Origin of the sequence: Bacillus paramycoides (genome assembly GCF_038971285.1) — a bacterium.
Lineage (GTDB): Bacteria > Bacillota > Bacilli > Bacillales > Bacillaceae_G > Bacillus_A.
The window spans coordinates 3,736,011-3,753,439 of sequence record NZ_CP152427.1 but is presented as its reverse complement, the minus strand read 5'-3'; the positions used below and the strand labels follow the sequence as shown (position 1 = coordinate 3,753,439).

Sequence of the window (17,429 nt, the reverse complement as noted above, 5' to 3'; positions counted from 1 at the left end):
AGAAGGTGGCAACATGGTAATTCAATGGTTCCCGGGCCATATGGCAAAGGCTAGACGCCAAGTAACAGAAAAATTAAAGTTAATTGATGTTGTAATTGAGCTTGTAGATGCTCGATTACCTTTATCTTCTCGAAATCCGATGATTGATGAGATTATTACACATAAACCGAGGCTTGTTGTTTTAAATAAAGCAGATATGGCGGATGATCGTTTAACAAAACAGTGGATCGCATATTTTAAAGAAAAAGGCCATATGGCAATTTCAATTAACGCACAAGCTGGACAAGGTATGAAGGAAATTGCAGCAGCTTGTAAAGTGTTAGTGAAAGAAAAATTTGATAAAATGGTTGCAAAAGGTATTAGACCGCGAGCGATTCGTGCATTAATTGTAGGTATACCGAATGTTGGTAAATCTACGTTAATCAATAAGTTAGCGAAGAAAAATATTGCTAAAACAGGAGATCGTCCTGGTGTGACAACAGCTCAACAATGGATTAAGGTTGGGAAAGAAATGGAGCTGTTAGATACACCTGGTATTTTATGGCCTAAATTTGAAGACGAATTAGTTGGTTTACGTCTAGCTACGACTGGTGCAATTAAAGACTCTATTTTAAATCTACAAGATGTAGCTGTTTATGCGTTACGTTTTATGGAGAAACATTATCCAGAACGATTAAAAGAGCGCTATAGTTTAAATGACATTCCAGAAGATATCGTGGAGTTATTTGATGCGATTGGGAAAAACCGAGGCTGCTTAATGGGCGGCGGAATGATTGATTATGATAAAACATCTGAACTTGTACTTCGTGAGCTTCGTGGTGGCAAACTTGGAAAAATGACATTTGAAACACCAGAAGAGTTTGCAGAGCAAACAGAAGATGTAGAAAAAGTAGAAGAAGTATAAGACGTGCGTTTGTACGTCTTTTCTTTTTTTTGTATATAAAGGGAGTGGCATGAATGCAAAAAGTGACTATTCAAGAAGCGGAACATTTACTGCAAGAAATTATGAGTGAAGAGGACGATCGCTTTCAAATATTAATGAAAGATGAACGTAAAGGGGTACAAAAGCTCATTACGAAGTGGTATAAACAAAAAGAGTTAGCGCAAAAGGAAAAAGAAAAATTTCTAGAAATGTCTAAGTATGAAAATGCGTTACGTGAAAAAGGCCTCACATATATCGCTGGTATAGATGAAGTGGGTCGTGGACCGCTAGCTGGGCCTGTCGTGACGGCAGCTGTTGTCCTTCCTGGAGATTTTTATATTCCAGGGTTAAATGATTCGAAAAAGCTGAGTGAGGCGAAGCGAGAGCGTTTTTATGATGAAATTAAAGCGCAAGCAATTGCAATTGGAGTTGGAATTGTATCACCGCAAGTGATTGATGAGATAAATATTTATCAAGCGACGAAACAAGCGATGTTAGATGCTGTTGCAAATTTATCTTGTACACCAGAATACTTATTAATTGATGCGATGAAACTCCCTACACCAATTCCGCAAACATCCATCATTAAAGGTGATGCAAAAAGTATCTCTATTTCAGCTGCATCCATTATTGCAAAAGTAACGAGAGATCGTATGATGAAAAAGCTTGGAGAAAAGTATCCTGCATATGGATTTGAACAACATATGGGATATGGAACGAAACAACATTTAGAAGCGATCGAAGCACATGGAGTATTAGAAGAACACCGAAAATCGTTTGCGCCAATTAAAGATATGAATAAAAAATAAGCTGTGTTTTCACAGCTTATTTTTTATTTTGACATATAAACATTACTATTTTCAAAAAAGAATAAAGCGATTTCAGTTTTCTGACACTTTATTGTAGACAGCGTGCCAATCATCTTATACAATGGCAATGTAATGTTTTTTAAACATTAAAAAACTTTTCGAGTAAAACAGGAAAACAGGGGAGGATGGGACCATGAATATCCATGAGTACCAAGGTAAGGCAGTCCTTAGAAGCTATGGGGTTAGCGTTCCGAACGGGAAGGTTGCATTTACAGTAGAAGAAGCTGTAGAAGCAGCGAAAGAATTAGGAACGGATGTATGTGTAGTAAAAGCACAAATTCACGCTGGTGGACGCGGCAAAGCTGGCGGAGTAAAAGTTGCAAAAAATTTAGATGAAGTTCGTACATATGCAGAGAGCATTTTAGGAACTACACTTGTGACACATCAAACAGGTCCTGAAGGTAAGGAAGTAAAACGCTTACTTATCGAAGAAGGTTGCGATATTAAAAAAGAATATTATGTAGGTCTTGTTTTAGACCGTGCAACTTCTCAAGTTGTTTTAATGGCGTCTGAAGAAGGCGGAACAGAAATTGAAGAAGTAGCAGAAAAAACACCTGAAAAAATCTTTAAAGAATATATTGATCCGGCAGTAGGCTTACAAGGCTTCCAAGCGCGCCGAATCGCATTTAACATCAATATTCCAAAAGAGCTTGTAGGACAAGCTGTGAAGTTTATGATGGGCTTATACCGTGCGTTTATCGAAAAAGATTGCTCTATCGCGGAGATTAACCCACTTGTTACAACAGGTGATGGTAAAGTTATGGCATTAGATGCGAAATTAAACTTTGATTCTAACGCTTTATATCGCCATAAAGATATTTTAGAACTTCGTGATCTTGATGAAGAAGATGCAAAAGAAATCGAAGCTTCTAAATATGACTTAAACTACATTCCTTTAGATGGAAATATCGGTTGTATGGTTAATGGTGCAGGTTTAGCGATGGCTACAATGGATATCATTAAACATTACCATGGCGATCCAGCTAACTTCTTAGATGTTGGTGGCGGTGCGACAGCTGAAAAAGTTACAGAAGCATTCAAAATTATCCTTTCTGACAAAAATGTAAAAGGTATCTTCGTTAACATTTTTGGTGGCATTATGAAGTGTGATGTTATCGCAGAAGGTGTTATTGAAGCAACGAAACAAGTAGGTCTTGAGTTACCTTTAGTTGTACGTCTTGAAGGTACAAACGTAGAGTTAGGTAAGAAAATTTTAAATGAGTCTGGCTTAAATATTGTTGCAGCAGAATCTATGGCAGACGGTGCACAAAAAATTGTTTCACTAGTGGGCTAATAGAAAGCGGGGGAGAAAAATGAGCGTATTAGTTAATAAAGATACAAAAGTTATTGTTCAAGGTATTACAGGTTCTCAAGGGTTATTCCACACAAAACAAATGATTGAATACGGTACGAAAATTGTCGGTGGTGTAACGCCAGGTAAAGGTGGCACTGATATTGAAGGTGTACCAGTATTTGATACTGTAGAAGATGCAGTGAAAGCAACAGGCGCAAACGCTTCAGTTGTATACGTTCCACCCGCTTTTGCGGCTGATGCAATTATGGAAGCAGTTGATGCAGAAATTGATTTAGTAGTATGTATTACTGAAGGAATTCCTGTATTAGATATGGTAAATGTAAAGAGATATATGGCGGGTAAACATACACGTTTACTTGGACCAAACTGCCCAGGTGTTATCACGCCTGATGAATGTAAAATCGGTATTATGCCAGGATACATTCATAAAAAAGGTCATGTAGGTATCGTATCTCGCTCTGGTACATTAACGTATGAGGCTGTACATCAGTTAACACAAGAAGGTATTGGTCAATCTACGGCTGTAGGTATCGGCGGAGACCCAGTTAACGGTACAGACTTTATTGATGCGTTAAAAGCCTTTAATGAAGATGAAGAAACACATGCTGTAATTATGATTGGTGAAATCGGTGGTACAGCGGAAGAAGAGGCAGCTGAATGGGTGAAAGCTAATATGACAAAACCTGTTGTAGGCTTCATTGGCGGCCAAACAGCGCCTGCTGGCAAGCGTATGGGTCATGCTGGTGCGATCATTTCTGGCGGTAAAGGAACTGCTGCAGAAAAGATTAAAACGATGGAAGCTTGTGGTATTAAAGTAGCGGAAACTCCAGCAGTTATGGGTGAAACGCTAATCTCTGTCTTAAAAGAAAAAGGTCTATTTGAGACTTGTAAAAACTACTAATCTGTTGAAAGACACCTTCTTGCTTGAAGGTGTCTTTTTACAAACTTCTTGTTAACATAATAAAAATTATGGGTAAGGAGAATTATGATGAAAAGAGAACGATTATTGCATCTCCACTACTTGTTAGCGGATCATTGGAAGGCAATAGAGAGGCTATTATATGTCGATCCAGAATTGAAAGGAATATACACTTTTAATGCAAAACAAATGGAATGTTACACTGGAATATCCTCGGAAAAATCTTCAGAATTAGTAAATTTTCTTCAAAGTTCAAATCTCCCGCAATATATATCTTATTTAGAGAAAAACCGAATCTTTTATATGACTATATGGGATGAAGAGTACCCACAATTATTACGTGAAATACAAGACCCTCCCTTTGTATTATATGGAAAAGGAGAGAAGGATTTCCTCAATAAAGCGAATAAATTAGCGGTTGTTGGAACGAGAGAACCGAATTTATATGGACATGAGAGTTTGCAATTTATTTTACATCCATTATTAGAAAAGGAATGGCTTATTGTCAGTGGGTTTGCAAGAGGGATAGATACGATGTCCCATGAAATTACAGTAAGACGGCATTGCCCGACTATAGCGATACTAGGACACGGATTATCGTATATATATCCAAAAGAGAATCGATATTTATATGAAGCTTGGAATGAATATATATTGTTATTAACAGAGTATCCTCCGCACTATGCACCGAAAAAATGGTATTTTCCAAAGAGGAATCGGATTATTAGTGGTATAAGTAAAGGTGTTTTAGTTGTAGAAGCGAAATCGAGAAGCGGAACACTTATTACCGCGGACCTTGCTTTAGAGCAAAATAGAGAGGTATTTGCACTTCCTGGACCGATATTTATAGATAGTGCATCAGGAACAAATCATCTAATTCAACAAGGGGCGAAACTAGTAAGAAATGCAGAAGATATCCTAGAAGAGATTTTAAATTAACCTTATATTTTTATGTTTTTATTAAACAATTATTGACAAATGGTAGATAGGCACTGTATGGTATATTCATTCTTGATTGACAAAAACAAGAGAAATCAATAAGATTAATGAAGACTTGAATCCACCTCTTAAGGAGGCACTAGCATGTCAGATTACCTCGTAATCGTGGAGTCGCCTTCTAAGGCGAAGACCATTGAGAAATATTTAGGGAAAAAATACAAAGTTGTCGCGTCTATGGGACACGTTCGCGATTTACCTAAAAGCCAAATGGGGATAGAAGTAAAGAACAACTTCACCCCGAAGTACATTACCATTCGTGGTAAAGGTCCCGTCTTAAAAGACTTAAAATCAGCGGCAAAAAAAGCAAAGAAAGTCTATCTCGCGGCCGATCCAGACCGCGAAGGGGAAGCTATTGCTTGGCATTTAGCCAATACGTTAAATGTGGACGTTGAATCAGATTGCCGAGTTGTGTTTAATGAGATTACAAAAGATGCAATAAAAGAATCATTCAAACATCCTCGAGCGATCAATATGGATTTAGTAGATGCACAACAAGCAAGACGTATACTAGATCGTCTTGTTGGTTACAATATTAGTCCTTTATTATGGAAGAAAGTAAAAAAAGGATTAAGTGCAGGACGCGTACAATCTGTGGCAGTTCGTTTAATTATCGAACGTGAAAGAGAAATTCAAAGTTTTGAGCCTGAAGAATTCTGGACAATTAAGACAGAATTTGTGAAAGGGAAAGACACATTTGAAGCAAGCTTTTACGGTGTAGATGGTGAAAAAGTTCAATTAACGAATGAAACGCAAGTGAATGAAATAATTGAACAGCTGAAAGATAATGCGTTCTCAGTTGAAAATGTAACGCGAAAAGAGCGAAAACGTAATCCTGCATTACCGTTTACGACATCTTCCTTGCAACAAGAGGCAGCGCGTAAGTTAAACATGCGAGCAAAGAAAACGATGATGCTTGCGCAGCAATTGTATGAAGGAATTGATCTTGGAAAACAAGGAACTGTCGGTCTTATTACGTATATGAGAACTGATTCAACACGTATCTCAGAAACAGCTCAAACAGAGGCGCGTGCTTACATTACTGAGGCGTTTGGTACGGAATACATAGGAACAGAAAAGAAGAAAGAGACGAAGAAATCGAACGCACAAGATGCGCATGAGGCAATTCGTCCTACTTCGGTAATGAGAAAGCCAGAGGAACTAAAGAGTTTCTTAAGTCGTGATCAACTTCGATTGTATAAATTGATTTGGGAGCGATTTGTTGCAAGTCAAATGGCGTCTGCTATAATGGATACTGTGACAGCGAGACTCATTAATAACAATGTTCAGTTCCGTGCAAGTGGATCGGTTGTAAAGTTCCCAGGATTTATGAAAGTGTATGTAGAGTCGAAAGATGACGGTGCTGAAGAAAAGGATAAGATGTTACCACCTTTAGAAGTAGGGGAAACAGTATTTTCGAAGGATTTAGAACCGAAGCAACACTTTACACAACCGCCGCCGCGCTATACAGAGGCTCGTCTAGTAAGAACACTTGAAGAGCTTGGAATTGGAAGACCGTCGACTTACGTACCGACACTTGAAACAATTCAAAAACGTGGATATGTAGGTTTGGATAATAAACGATTCGTTCCAACTGAACTTGGTGAAATAGTAATTGAACTTATTTTAGAGTTTTTCCCAGAAATTATTAACATTGAATTTACTGCTAACATGGAGCAAAGCCTCGATGAAGTAGAAGAAGGAAATGCGAATTGGGTAAAAATTGTTGATGATTTCTACGTAGGCTTTGAACCGCGTTTAGAAAAAGCGGAAAAAGAAATGCGCGAAGTGGAAATTAAAGATGAACCAGCTGGGGAAGACTGTGAATTATGTAATCACCCAATGGTCTTTAAGATGGGTAAATATGGGAAGTTTATGGCTTGTTCGAATTTCCCAGATTGTCGTAATACAAAACCGATTGTGAAAGAAATCGGTGTTACTTGTCCGAAATGTGATAAAGGTCAAATTATTGAACGTCGTAGTAATAAAAAGAAACGTCTTTTCTATGGATGCGGTACGTATCCAGAGTGTGACTTTGTATCTTGGGATAAGCCGATTGGTCGTAAATGTCCGAAGTGCGAAGGTATGCTAGTAGAGAAGAAGTTGAAAAAAGGCGTGCAAGTACAATGTATTTCGTGTGATTATGAAGAAGAACAACAAATGTGAGCGTAACTGCTCACATTTTTTTCGGGAAGAAAAGGAAAGGTGATAAATATATGACAACACAAGTAGTAAACGTCATTGGCGCAGGTCTTGCAGGAAGCGAAGCAGCTTACCAAATTGCAAAACGTGGTGTCCAAGTAAGATTATATGAAATGAGACCGGTAAGGCAAACGCCAGCTCATCACACAGATAAATTTGCAGAGTTAGTATGTAGTAACTCGCTTCGTGCGAACACATTAACAAATGCTGTTGGTGTTATTAAAGAAGAAATGCGCTTAATGGATTCTGTTATTATTCGTGCAGCTGATGAGTGCTCTGTACCAGCAGGAGGGGCTTTAGCTGTAGATCGTCATGAGTTTGCGGCAAAAGTAACGGAATACGTGAAGAACCATCCAAACGTAACTGTGATGAATGAAGAAATCACTGAAATTCCAGAAGGTCCTACTGTTATCGCGACAGGTCCACTTACGTCACCTGATCTTTCTGCACAATTAAAAGAATTAACAGGTGAAGACTATTTTTATTTCTATGATGCTGCAGCACCGATTGTTGAGAAAGACAGCATTGATATGAATAAAGTGTATTTAAAATCTCGTTATGATAAAGGTGAAGCGGCATATTTAAACTGCCCAATGACGGAAGAGGAATTTGATCGTTTTTACGAGGCTTTAATCGCTGCTGAAACAGTACCTTTAAAAGAATTTGAAAAAGAAATTTTCTTTGAAGGTTGTATGCCGGTAGAAGTTATGGCAAGTAGAGGAAGACAGACACTAGTATTTGGACCGATGAAACCTGTTGGATTAGAAGATCCGAAAACAGGGAAAACGCCATATGCTGTTGTTCAGTTACGTCAAGACGATGCAGCGGGAACGTTATACAATATCGTAGGTTTCCAAACGCATTTAAAGTGGGGACCACAAAAAGAAGTGTTACAGTTGATTCCAGGACTGGAAAACGCAGAGATTGTACGTTATGGTGTTATGCATCGTAATACGTTTATTAACTCACCTAATTTACTTCGTCCAACATACCAATATAAACAACGTGATGATTTATTCTTCGCTGGTCAAATGACTGGAGTAGAGGGATATGTTGAATCGGCAGCTTCAGGATTGCTAGCAGGTATTAATGCTGCTCGACTTGTGAAAGGTGAAGAGCCAGTTGTATTACCGCCTGTAACTGCAATGGGAAGTATGGCGAATTATATTACTGCGACAAACGCGAAAAACTTCCAACCAATGAATGCGAACTTCGGATTGTTTGCACCGTTAGAGAAGAAAATTAAGAAGAAAGCAGAACGTAATGAAGCCTATGCAACACGCGCTTTAGAAACGATTCAAAATTTTGTAAATATTTAGTTAAATTTCTTGCAAAGGCTACTAAGTTGTGATACGATTTAGTAGCCTTTATTGAGGTGAATTGTGTGAATGTGAAGAAATTGTTACAATTATTCGTTGGATATTTACAAATTGAAAGAAATTATTCAAAATATACAATTGCAAGTTATCAAAATGATTTAGAACATTTTGTGCAATTTATGGAGCGAGAAGGCATATCCTCTTTTTTAGATATTACATACGCGGATGTTCGTTTGTACTTAACGACGTTGCACGATGAAAAGTTAGCCCGTAAATCTGTCGCAAGAAAAGTATCAAGCTTACGAAGTTTATATCGTTTTTTGATGCGTGAAGGTTATCGAAAAGATAATCCGTTTGCACTTGCGTCACTCCCCAAAAAAGAATTGTCAATCCCAAAGTTTTTATATGCTGAAGAATTAGAGGAATTATTTGAAGTTTCTGATACGGAAACACCGCTAGGTCAAAGGAATCAAGCTTTATTAGAGTTGATGTATGCGACTGGAATCCGTGTGAGTGAATGTGTCAATTTACAACTTACCGATATTGACTTCGCGGTGGGAACAATTTTAGTAATGGGAAAAGGAAAAAAACAAAGGTATATTCCGTTCGGGAGCTATGCACAAGATGCTTTAATTACTTATATAGAGAACGGGAGAAAACAGTTAGCTCAAAAAACTGAAGAACACTCTCATATGGTATTTTTAAACGCGAAAGGCACGCCGCTGACAAGTCGAGGGGTACGCTATGTATTAAACGAACTCATTAAGAAAGCTTCCCTGACAATGCGGATAAGTCCTCACATGTTAAGGCATACATTTGCTACACACATGTTAGATGAAGGGGCAGATTTACGTACTGTACAGGAGCTACTCGGTCATGAGAATTTGTCGACGACACAAATTTATACGCATGTCTCTAAAGAAAGATTGCGTTCTGTCTACATGAAGCATCACCCACGGGCATAAATTGCTTTTAAAGCTATAAAAACATATAAAGGAGTTTTTTCTATGGGAAATTTCCACGCTACAACGATATTTGCAGTTCATCATAATGGAGAATGTGCAATGGCTGGAGATGGCCAGGTGACAATGGGAAATGCTGTTGTAATGAAACATACAGCTCGTAAAGTTCGTAAACTTTTCCAAGGGAAAGTTTTAGCTGGTTTTGCAGGCTCGGTTGCTGATGCATTTACTCTTTTTGAAATGTTTGAAGGAAAATTAGAAGAGTATAATGGGAACTTGCAGCGTGCTGCTGTTGAAATGGCGAAACAATGGCGTGGCGACAAAATGTTACGTCAGCTAGAAGCGATGCTCATTGTCATGGATAAAACAACGATGCTCCTTGTTTCAGGTACAGGAGAAGTGATTGAACCGGATGATGGTATTTTAGCAATTGGATCTGGCGGGAATTATGCGCTTTCAGCAGGTCGTGCTTTAAAGCAATATGCAAGTGAACATTTAACAGCGAAGCAAATTGCGAAAGCGAGTTTAGACATTGCAGGCGATATTTGTGTGTATACAAACCACAATATAATTGTGGAAGAATTGTAGAATCGTAAGGGAGGCATTTTATATGCATTTACATTTTACTCCGCGTCAAATTGTGGAAAAATTAGATCAATACATTATCGGTCAAAAAGATGCGAAGAAAGCGGTTGCTGTAGCTTTAAGAAATCGATACCGCCGAAGTAAATTAGCTGAAAATCTACGTGATGAAATTGCACCTAAAAATATTTTAATGATTGGACCGACAGGTGTTGGTAAAACAGAGGTAGCACGACGAATGGCGAAACTCGTTGGAGCACCTTTTATTAAGGTTGAAGCTACTAAATTTACAGAAGTTGGATATGTAGGTAGAGACGTAGAATCGATGGTACGTGATCTTGTGGAAACGTCAGTTCGTATCGTGAAAGAAGAAATGGTAGTTAACGTACAAGACAAAGCAGAAGAACAAGCGAACCAACGTCTTGTTGAAATTTTAGTGCCGAGTCCGGAGAAGCAATCTGGATTTAAAAACCCATTAGAAATGTTATTTGGTGGCGCTCAAAATTCAAATCAAACAACAGATTCACAGGAAGATGTTGAAATTGAAAAGAAACGTCAAGACGTCGAAAGAAAGCTTGCTGCAGGACTTCTTGAAGATGAAATTGTATCGATTGAAGTGACTGAGCAACAGTCTTCTATGTTTGATATGTTACAAGGAACTGGCATGGAACAAATGGGAATGAATTTCCAAGATGCGTTAGGAAGTTTTATGCCGAAAAAAACAAAAAAACGTAAACTTTCTGTAAAAGAAGCAAGAAAAGTCTTGACAAATGAGGAAGCACAGCGCTTAATTGATATGGATGAAGTTACACAAGAGGCTGTTTATCGTGCTGAACAGCTCGGGATTATTTTTATCGATGAAATTGACAAAATTGCTGGTAAGCAGTCGAATAGCGTAGATGTATCACGTGAAGGTGTGCAACGTGACATTTTGCCAATTGTAGAAGGATCGAATGTTGCGACAAAATACGGATCAGTAAAAACGGATTATATTTTATTCGTTGCAGCTGGAGCGTTTCATATGTCTAAACCGTCGGATTTAATTCCGGAATTACAAGGGAGATTTCCGATTCGAGTAGAATTAACAAAATTATCGACTGATGATTTTGTTAAAATATTAATCGAGCCTGACAATGCGTTAATTAAACAATATATGGCTTTATTAGCGACTGAAGGTATAGAAATTGAATTTTCAGACGAAGCTATTCGTAAGATTGCTGAGATTGCTTATCAAGTTAATCAGGATACAGATAATATTGGAGCAAGAAGACTTCATACGATTATGGAGAAGCTCCTTGAAGATTTATCGTTTGAAGCATCTGAAATTACGTTAGAGAAAATAACGATAACACCTCAATACGTTGAGGAGAAATTAGCAACGATTGCTAAAAATAAAGATGTGAGCCAGTTTATTTTGTAATAGTGTCATCAGGTGACTCGCCCTAGTTTCCAAGTGATGAAAAAATATGTGAGTAATATGTAGGAGGAACTTTTGAAATGGAATTATTAGCAAAAACAAGAAAATTAAATGCGTTATTACAGAGCGCAGCAGGAAAGCCTGTAAACTTTAGAGAAATGTCTGACACAATGTGTGAAGTAATCGAAGCGAACGTATTCGTAGTAAGCCGTCGTGGTAAATTACTAGGATATGCAATTCACCAACAAATCGAGAATGAGCGTATGAAACAAATGCTTGCAGAGCGTCAATTCCCAGAAGAGTATACACAAAGCTTATTCAACATTACAGAAACATCTTCAAACTTAGATGTAAACAGTGCTTACACAGCATTCCCAGTAGAAAATAAAGAATTATTTGGTCAAGGCTTAACTACAATCGTACCGATCGTTGGTGGCGGTGAGCGTTTAGGTACATTAGTATTAGCTCGTCTTGGTCAAGAGTTCTTAGACGATGATTTAATCCTTGCTGAGTACAGCTCAACTGTTGTAGGTATGGAAATCTTACGTGAAAAAGCTGAAGAGATCGAAGAAGAAGCACGTAGCAAAGCTGTTGTTCAAATGGCGATCAGCTCATTATCTTACAGTGAGTTAGAAGCAATCGAGCACATCTTCGAAGAATTAAACGGAACAGAAGGTTTACTTGTTGCAAGTAAAATCGCTGACCGCGTAGGAATCACTCGTTCAGTAATCGTAAATGCACTTCGTAAATTAGAAAGTGCTGGTGTAATCGAGTCGCGTTCTTTAGGTATGAAAGGAACATACATTAAAGTATTAAACGACAAATTCTTACATGAACTTGCTAAATTAAAAACAAACTAATTTATAAAACTCTCCTCATGTTTTTGAGGAGAGTTTTTTTGTATATAACAGATTGATGTTGTTTGTAAATAGCGTCATAATCGTACTCTTTTGAAAAACTATGAATTGAATTTTACTTTTTTGCTTAAAAGAAATGCAGGTTGGTAATACTAGAATTCGAGTATGAACAAAGAAAGTTTTACATTGTTCGCATTTTCGACTTGATTGTAATATTTCAGTATGATATAGTAAGCAGTGGTGTCAGTACAAAGTACACACGTTTACTGATTTAAGTGTTGGTGCTACGTTTGTAGTTTCGCTTAGAGATGAAGTAAACGGAGGATATCAAAAACCATTTAGGAGGAACTATATTATGTCAGTAATTTCTATGAAGCAATTGCTTGAAGCTGGTGTTCATTTCGGACATCAAACTCGTCGTTGGAACCCAAAAATGAAGCGTTACATTTTCACAGAGCGTAACGGTATCTACATCATCGACTTACAAAAAACTGTGAAAAAGGTTGAGGAAGCTTTCAAAGTTATGCGTGACATCGCTGCTGAAGGCGGAGACATCTTATTCGTAGGTACTAAAAAACAAGCACAAGAAGCTATTAAAGAAGAAGCAACTCGTGCTGGTATGTACTTCGTTAACCAACGTTGGTTAGGTGGAACTTTAACAAACTTCCAAACAATCCAAAAGCGTATCAAGCGTCTTAAAGACATCGAAAGAATGCAAGAAGATGGTACTTTCGAAGTACTACCTAAGAAAGAAGTTGTTCAACTTAAAAAAGAGTTAGAGCGTCTTGAGAAATTCTTAGGCGGTATTAAAGATATGAAAGGTCTTCCAAGTGCATTATTCGTAGTAGACCCTCGTAAAGAGCGTATTGCAGTTGCTGAAGCACGCAAATTACACATTCCAATCATCGGTATCGTTGATACAAACTGTGATCCAGACGAAATCGATCACGTTATCCCAGCAAACGATGATGCAATTCGTGCTGTAAAACTTCTTACATCTAAAATGGCAGACGCGATCCTTGAAGCAAAACAAGGTGAAGAAACTGTTACTGCGTAACAAAGTTGGAAAGGTGATAAGGGGTTCGGCCTTTTATCACCTTTTTTAAGGTATAAACACCTTTATAAAAGGTATAAATACATATTTTAGGAGGATGAAAAGTATGGCAATCACTGCACAAATGGTAAAAGAATTACGTGAAAAAACTGGCGCAGGTATGATGGACTGCAAAAAAGCTTTAACAGAAACTAACGGCGACATGGAGAAGGCAATTGACTTCTTACGTGAAAAAGGTATCGCGAAAGCTGCTAAAAAAGCAGACCGTATCGCTGCTGAAGGTTTAACTTTCATCGAAACAAACGGTAACGACGGTTTAATCTTAGAATTAAACTCTGAAACTGATTTCGTTGCGAAAAACGAAGGTTTCCAAACATTAATTAAAGAATTAGCTGCTCACTTATTAACTAACAAACCAGCTAACGTTGAAGAAGCTATGGCTCAAACAATGGAAAACGGTAAAAAAGTTGAAGAGCACATCAACGAAGCAATTGCTAAAATTGGTGAAAAGCTTACACTTCGTCGTTTCGAAATCGTATCAAAAACTGATGCAGATGCATTCGGCGCTTACCTACACATGGGTGGACGCATTGGTGTTCTAACAGTTCTTGAAGGTTCTACTGACGAAGCAGCTGCTAAAGATGTTGCAATGCACATCGCTGCAGTTAACCCTAAATACATCGACCGCGATGCTGTAACAGCTGAAGAAGTTGAGCATGAGCGTCAAGTATTAACACAACAAGCATTAAACGAAGGCAAGCCTGAAAAAATCGTTGCAAAAATGGTTGAAGGCCGTCTTGGCAAATTCTTCGAAGAAATTTGCTTACTTGACCAAGCATTCGTTAAAAACCCTGATATGAAAGTTCGTCAGTTCGTTGAGTCTAAAGGCGGAACATTAAAAGGATTCGTTCGCTACGCTGTTGGTGAAGGTATCGAAAAACGCGAAGACAACTTCGCTGAAGAAGTAATGAACCAAGTAAAAGGTAGTAACTAATACAGATTAGGGAACACATTGTGTTCCCTTTTTTAAAATAAAGATGTAAGCAATTGGAGGTTCATTATGAGTAAACCGAAATATAATCGTGTCGTTTTAAAGTTAAGTGGAGAAGCTTTAGCTGGCGAGCAAGGATTTGGAATTAACCCAGCTGTTATTAAGTCAGTTGCGGAACAAGTGAAAGAAATTGCAGAACTAGATGTAGAGGTTGCTGTTGTTGTTGGTGGCGGTAACATTTGGCGTGGAAAAATTGGAAGTGAGATGGGCATGGATCGTGCAGGAGCAGATTACATGGGCATGTTAGCAACAGTTATGAATTCATTAGCTCTTCAAGATAGCTTAGAGAACATTGGAATTCAAACTCGCGTACAAACTTCAATTGAAATGCGTCAAGTGGCAGAGCCTTACATTCGTCGTAAAGCAGTTCGTCACTTAGAGAAGAAACGTGTTGTTATTTTTGCAGCAGGTACAGGTAATCCATACTTCTCTACAGATACAACAGCGGCATTACGTGCGGCAGAAATTGAAGCAGACGTAATTTTAATGGCGAAAAACAATGTAGATGGCGTATACAATGCGGACCCATCTATTGACCCAACAGCTACGAAATACGAAACGCTTACTTACTTAGATGTATTAAAAGAAGGTTTAGGTGTAATGGATTCTACAGCTTCTTCTCTATGTATGGATAACGATATTCCGTTAATTGTATTCTCAGTTATGGAAAAAGGTAATATTAAACGTGCCGTTTTAGGCGAAAATATCGGAACAGTTGTAAGGGGGAAATAAATATGGGACAACAAGTATTAAAGTCTTCAAATGAAAAAATGGAAAAAGCAGTTGCTGCTTATTCTCGTGAATTAGCAACAGTTCGTGCTGGCCGTGCAAGCGCGTCTGTATTAGATAAAGTACAAGTTGATTACTATGGTGCACCAACACCAGTTGTGCAATTAGCGAACATTACAGTTCCAGAAGCACGTTTACTTGTAATTCAACCTTATGATAAAACTTCTATCGGTGATATCGAAAAAGCAATTTTAAAAGCAGATTTAGGCTTAAACCCTTCTAATGACGGAACTGTAATTCGTATTGCATTCCCTGCATTAACAGAAGAGCGTCGTCGTGATCTTGTAAAAGTTGTGAAAAAATATGCTGAAGAAGCAAAAGTTGCTGTTCGTAACGTACGTCGTGACGGTAACGATGATCTTAAGAAGCTTGAAAAAGCTGGCGAGATTACAGAAGATGATTTAAGAGGATATACTGAAGATATCCAAAAAGAAACAGATAAATATATTGCAAAAGTTGACGAAATCGCAAAAAACAAAGAAAAAGAAATCATGGAAGTGTAATAGCGATACTTTCGCAAATATGACCCTCTTCTTAAGGGGGTCTTTTTACACTTTTAGGCATACGTCTGCTTGCTGGAGGGTATGAATGATGTTTAAAAACTTTCCTTTTTTTAAAGGTAAAAAGGACACATCGTTTGATCATCTCGTTGAAGAAGTAAAAAAAGGATACATCCCAGAACATATTGCCATCATTATGGATGGTAATGGAAGATGGGCAAAGAGGAGAGCGATGCCTCGTATTGCGGGACATCATGAAGGCATGCAAGTTGTAAAGAAAATCACAAAATTTGCAAGCAAACTTAATGTAAAAGTATTAACTCTTTATGCTTTTTCAACTGAGAACTGGAAAAGACCGAAAAAGGAAGTTGATTATTTAATGAAGCTTCCGGAAGAATTTTTAGGTACATTTTTACCAGAATTGATTGAAGAGAACGTACAAGTCCGAGTAATAGGGCAACAAGATCGTCTTCCTACGCATACACGCAGAGCGATGGAGAAGGCCATGGAAGATACGAAAGAGAATACGGGATTAATTCTGAATTTCGCGTTAAACTATGGAAGTCGAGATGAAATCGTTTCTGCTGTGCAACATATGATGAAAGATAGTGAGGAAGGAAAGATTCGTGTAGAAGATGTAAGTGAAGAAATGCTTTCTTCCTACTTAATGACGAGTTCTTTACCTGATCCAGAGTTGTTAATCCGTACGAGCGGAGAGCTGCGTATTAGTAATTTCATGTTATGGCAAATTGCATATTCGGAATTTTGGTTTACAGATGTGTATTGGCCAGATTTTACCGAGGAACATTTGTTAAATGCGATTACAGACTTTCAACATAGAGGGCGCAGATTCGGAGGCGTGTAGAAAGAGAGGGTTTGGTAGTGAAACAGAGAATTATTACTGGAGTGGTTGCTGCCGCGCTGTTCATTCCCATCGTAATTTACGGTGGCGTGCCTTTTACGGTTTTAGTGTATGCACTTGCTTCTATAGGTTTATATGAATTAATTCGTATGAATAAGCTTACGCTTATTTCAGTACCAACAGTTTTAGCTGCAGTATTATTATGGGTTATTTTAATTCCAAGTAGTGCATCAGAACTGTTTACTTGGATTGGATTAGGTAAATTAGAAATCACATTTGTGATTGTTTTATTACTTTTATCATATACAGTCCTTTCTAAGAATACATTTACTTTTGACCATGCTTCCTTTTTATTAATGGCAACAACATATGTTGCAATGGGATTCTTATATTTGAATGAAACGAGAATTTTAGGAATTAAATATGTGTTTTGCGCATTATTTGTTATATGGGCTACTGATTCAGGTGCATATTTTGTAGGGAAAGCATTGGGAAAAAGAAAATTATGGCCAGAAATTAGTCCGAATAAAACGATTGAAGGTTCATTGGGCGGCATCGTTTGTGGGATTGTTGTGGCACTTGTTTACAATATGTTCTTCCCAGTTGAGGCTAATGTAGGGATTTTAATTGTGTTGACAATTATCATTTCTATTTTTGGACAAATTGGTGATTTAGTACAATCTGCATTTAAACGTCATTATGGTGTAAAAGATTCAGGTACAATTTTACCTGGACATGGTGGTATATTAGATCGAACAGATAGTTGGTTATTTGTTTTACCAATTCTCTACTTCTTATTACAATACAATTAAT

Annotated in this window: 17 protein-coding genes; all 17 read left to right on the top strand. The window is 37.8% G+C overall.

Going from position 1 to position 17,429, the window contains the following annotated elements; all coding sequences use genetic code 11:
- Positions 1–13: 13 nt before the first annotated feature.
- The 17 genes from ylqF to cdsA all read left to right on the top strand — a co-directional run bounded on the left by ylqF (position 14) and on the right by cdsA (position 17,428).
- Positions 14–904, top strand: a complete 891-nt coding sequence (gene ylqF, locus AAG068_RS19240) for a ribosome biogenesis GTPase YlqF (protein WP_078419062.1) — start codon at positions 14–16, stop codon at positions 902–904.
- Positions 905–957: 53 nt separating this feature from the next.
- Positions 958–1,731, top strand: coding sequence for a ribonuclease HII (gene rnhB, locus AAG068_RS19235; RefSeq protein WP_342715497.1), 774 nt, complete (start codon positions 958–960; stop codon positions 1,729–1,731).
- A gap of 193 nt (positions 1,732–1,924) precedes the next feature.
- Entirely contained in the window at positions 1,925–3,085 is a 1,161-nt protein-coding gene (gene sucC, locus AAG068_RS19230) for an ADP-forming succinate--CoA ligase subunit beta (RefSeq protein WP_001020785.1), read from the top strand.
- A gap of 19 nt (positions 3,086–3,104) precedes the next feature.
- Positions 3,105–4,007 (top strand): succinate--CoA ligase subunit alpha, encoded by a 903-nt coding sequence (sucD, locus tag AAG068_RS19225; RefSeq protein WP_000115178.1) that lies wholly within the window; start codon positions 3,105–3,107, stop codon positions 4,005–4,007.
- 87 nt (positions 4,008–4,094) lie between these two features.
- Entirely contained in the window at positions 4,095–4,964 is an 870-nt protein-coding gene (dprA, locus tag AAG068_RS19220; protein WP_342715495.1) for a DNA-processing protein DprA, read from the top strand.
- A gap of 144 nt (positions 4,965–5,108) precedes the next feature.
- Positions 5,109–7,187: a type I DNA topoisomerase gene (topA, locus tag AAG068_RS19215; protein WP_087966343.1), complete on the top strand. Its 2,079-nt coding sequence runs from the start codon at positions 5,109–5,111 to the stop codon at positions 7,185–7,187.
- A 50-nt stretch (positions 7,188–7,237) separates the two neighbouring features.
- Positions 7,238–8,542: an FADH(2)-oxidizing methylenetetrahydrofolate--tRNA-(uracil(54)-C(5))-methyltransferase TrmFO gene (gene trmFO / locus AAG068_RS19210; protein ID WP_071716250.1), complete on the top strand. Its 1,305-nt coding sequence runs from the start codon at positions 7,238–7,240 to the stop codon at positions 8,540–8,542.
- 65 nt (positions 8,543–8,607) lie between these two features.
- The gene (gene xerC, locus AAG068_RS19205; RefSeq protein WP_060631986.1) at positions 8,608–9,507 is read left to right on the top strand and encodes a tyrosine recombinase XerC; all 900 of its coding nucleotides are present in this window, start codon (positions 8,608–8,610) and stop codon (positions 9,505–9,507) included.
- A gap of 42 nt (positions 9,508–9,549) precedes the next feature.
- Positions 9,550–10,092, top strand: coding sequence for an ATP-dependent protease proteolytic subunit HslV (gene hslV, locus AAG068_RS19200; RefSeq protein ID WP_000526271.1), 543 nt, complete (start codon positions 9,550–9,552; stop codon positions 10,090–10,092).
- Positions 10,093–10,114: 22 nt separating this feature from the next.
- Positions 10,115–11,506 carry an ATP-dependent protease ATPase subunit HslU gene (gene hslU, locus AAG068_RS19195; protein ID WP_002194930.1) on the top strand — a complete coding sequence of 464 codons (1,392 nt, stop codon included), beginning with the start codon at positions 10,115–10,117 and terminating at the stop codon, positions 11,504–11,506.
- Positions 11,507–11,583: 77 nt separating this feature from the next.
- Positions 11,584–12,363 (top strand): GTP-sensing pleiotropic transcriptional regulator CodY, encoded by a 780-nt coding sequence (gene codY / locus AAG068_RS19190; RefSeq protein ID WP_000421288.1) that lies wholly within the window; start codon positions 11,584–11,586, stop codon positions 12,361–12,363.
- Between the two features lie 352 nt (positions 12,364–12,715).
- Positions 12,716–13,417 (top strand): 30S ribosomal protein S2, encoded by a 702-nt coding sequence (rpsB, locus tag AAG068_RS19185; protein ID WP_000111483.1) that lies wholly within the window; start codon positions 12,716–12,718, stop codon positions 13,415–13,417.
- 103 nt (positions 13,418–13,520) lie between these two features.
- Complete coding sequence (gene tsf, locus AAG068_RS19180) at positions 13,521–14,408, top strand: translation elongation factor Ts (RefSeq protein ID WP_060631984.1); 888 nt, start codon at positions 13,521–13,523, stop codon at positions 14,406–14,408.
- Positions 14,409–14,474: 66 nt separating this feature from the next.
- Positions 14,475–15,197 carry a UMP kinase gene (gene pyrH, locus AAG068_RS19175; protein WP_000042663.1) on the top strand — a complete coding sequence of 241 codons (723 nt, stop codon included), beginning with the start codon at positions 14,475–14,477 and terminating at the stop codon, positions 15,195–15,197.
- Positions 15,198–15,199: 2 nt separating this feature from the next.
- Entirely contained in the window at positions 15,200–15,757 is a 558-nt protein-coding gene (gene frr / locus AAG068_RS19170; RefSeq protein WP_000531503.1) for a ribosome recycling factor, read from the top strand.
- A gap of 85 nt (positions 15,758–15,842) precedes the next feature.
- Positions 15,843–16,619, top strand: a complete 777-nt coding sequence (uppS, locus tag AAG068_RS19165) for an isoprenyl transferase (protein WP_088230122.1) — start codon at positions 15,843–15,845, stop codon at positions 16,617–16,619.
- Positions 16,620–16,636: 17 nt separating this feature from the next.
- Complete coding sequence (cdsA, locus tag AAG068_RS19160; protein ID WP_000813596.1) at positions 16,637–17,428, top strand: phosphatidate cytidylyltransferase; 792 nt, start codon at positions 16,637–16,639, stop codon at positions 17,426–17,428.
- Position 17,429 lies beyond the last annotated feature (1 nt).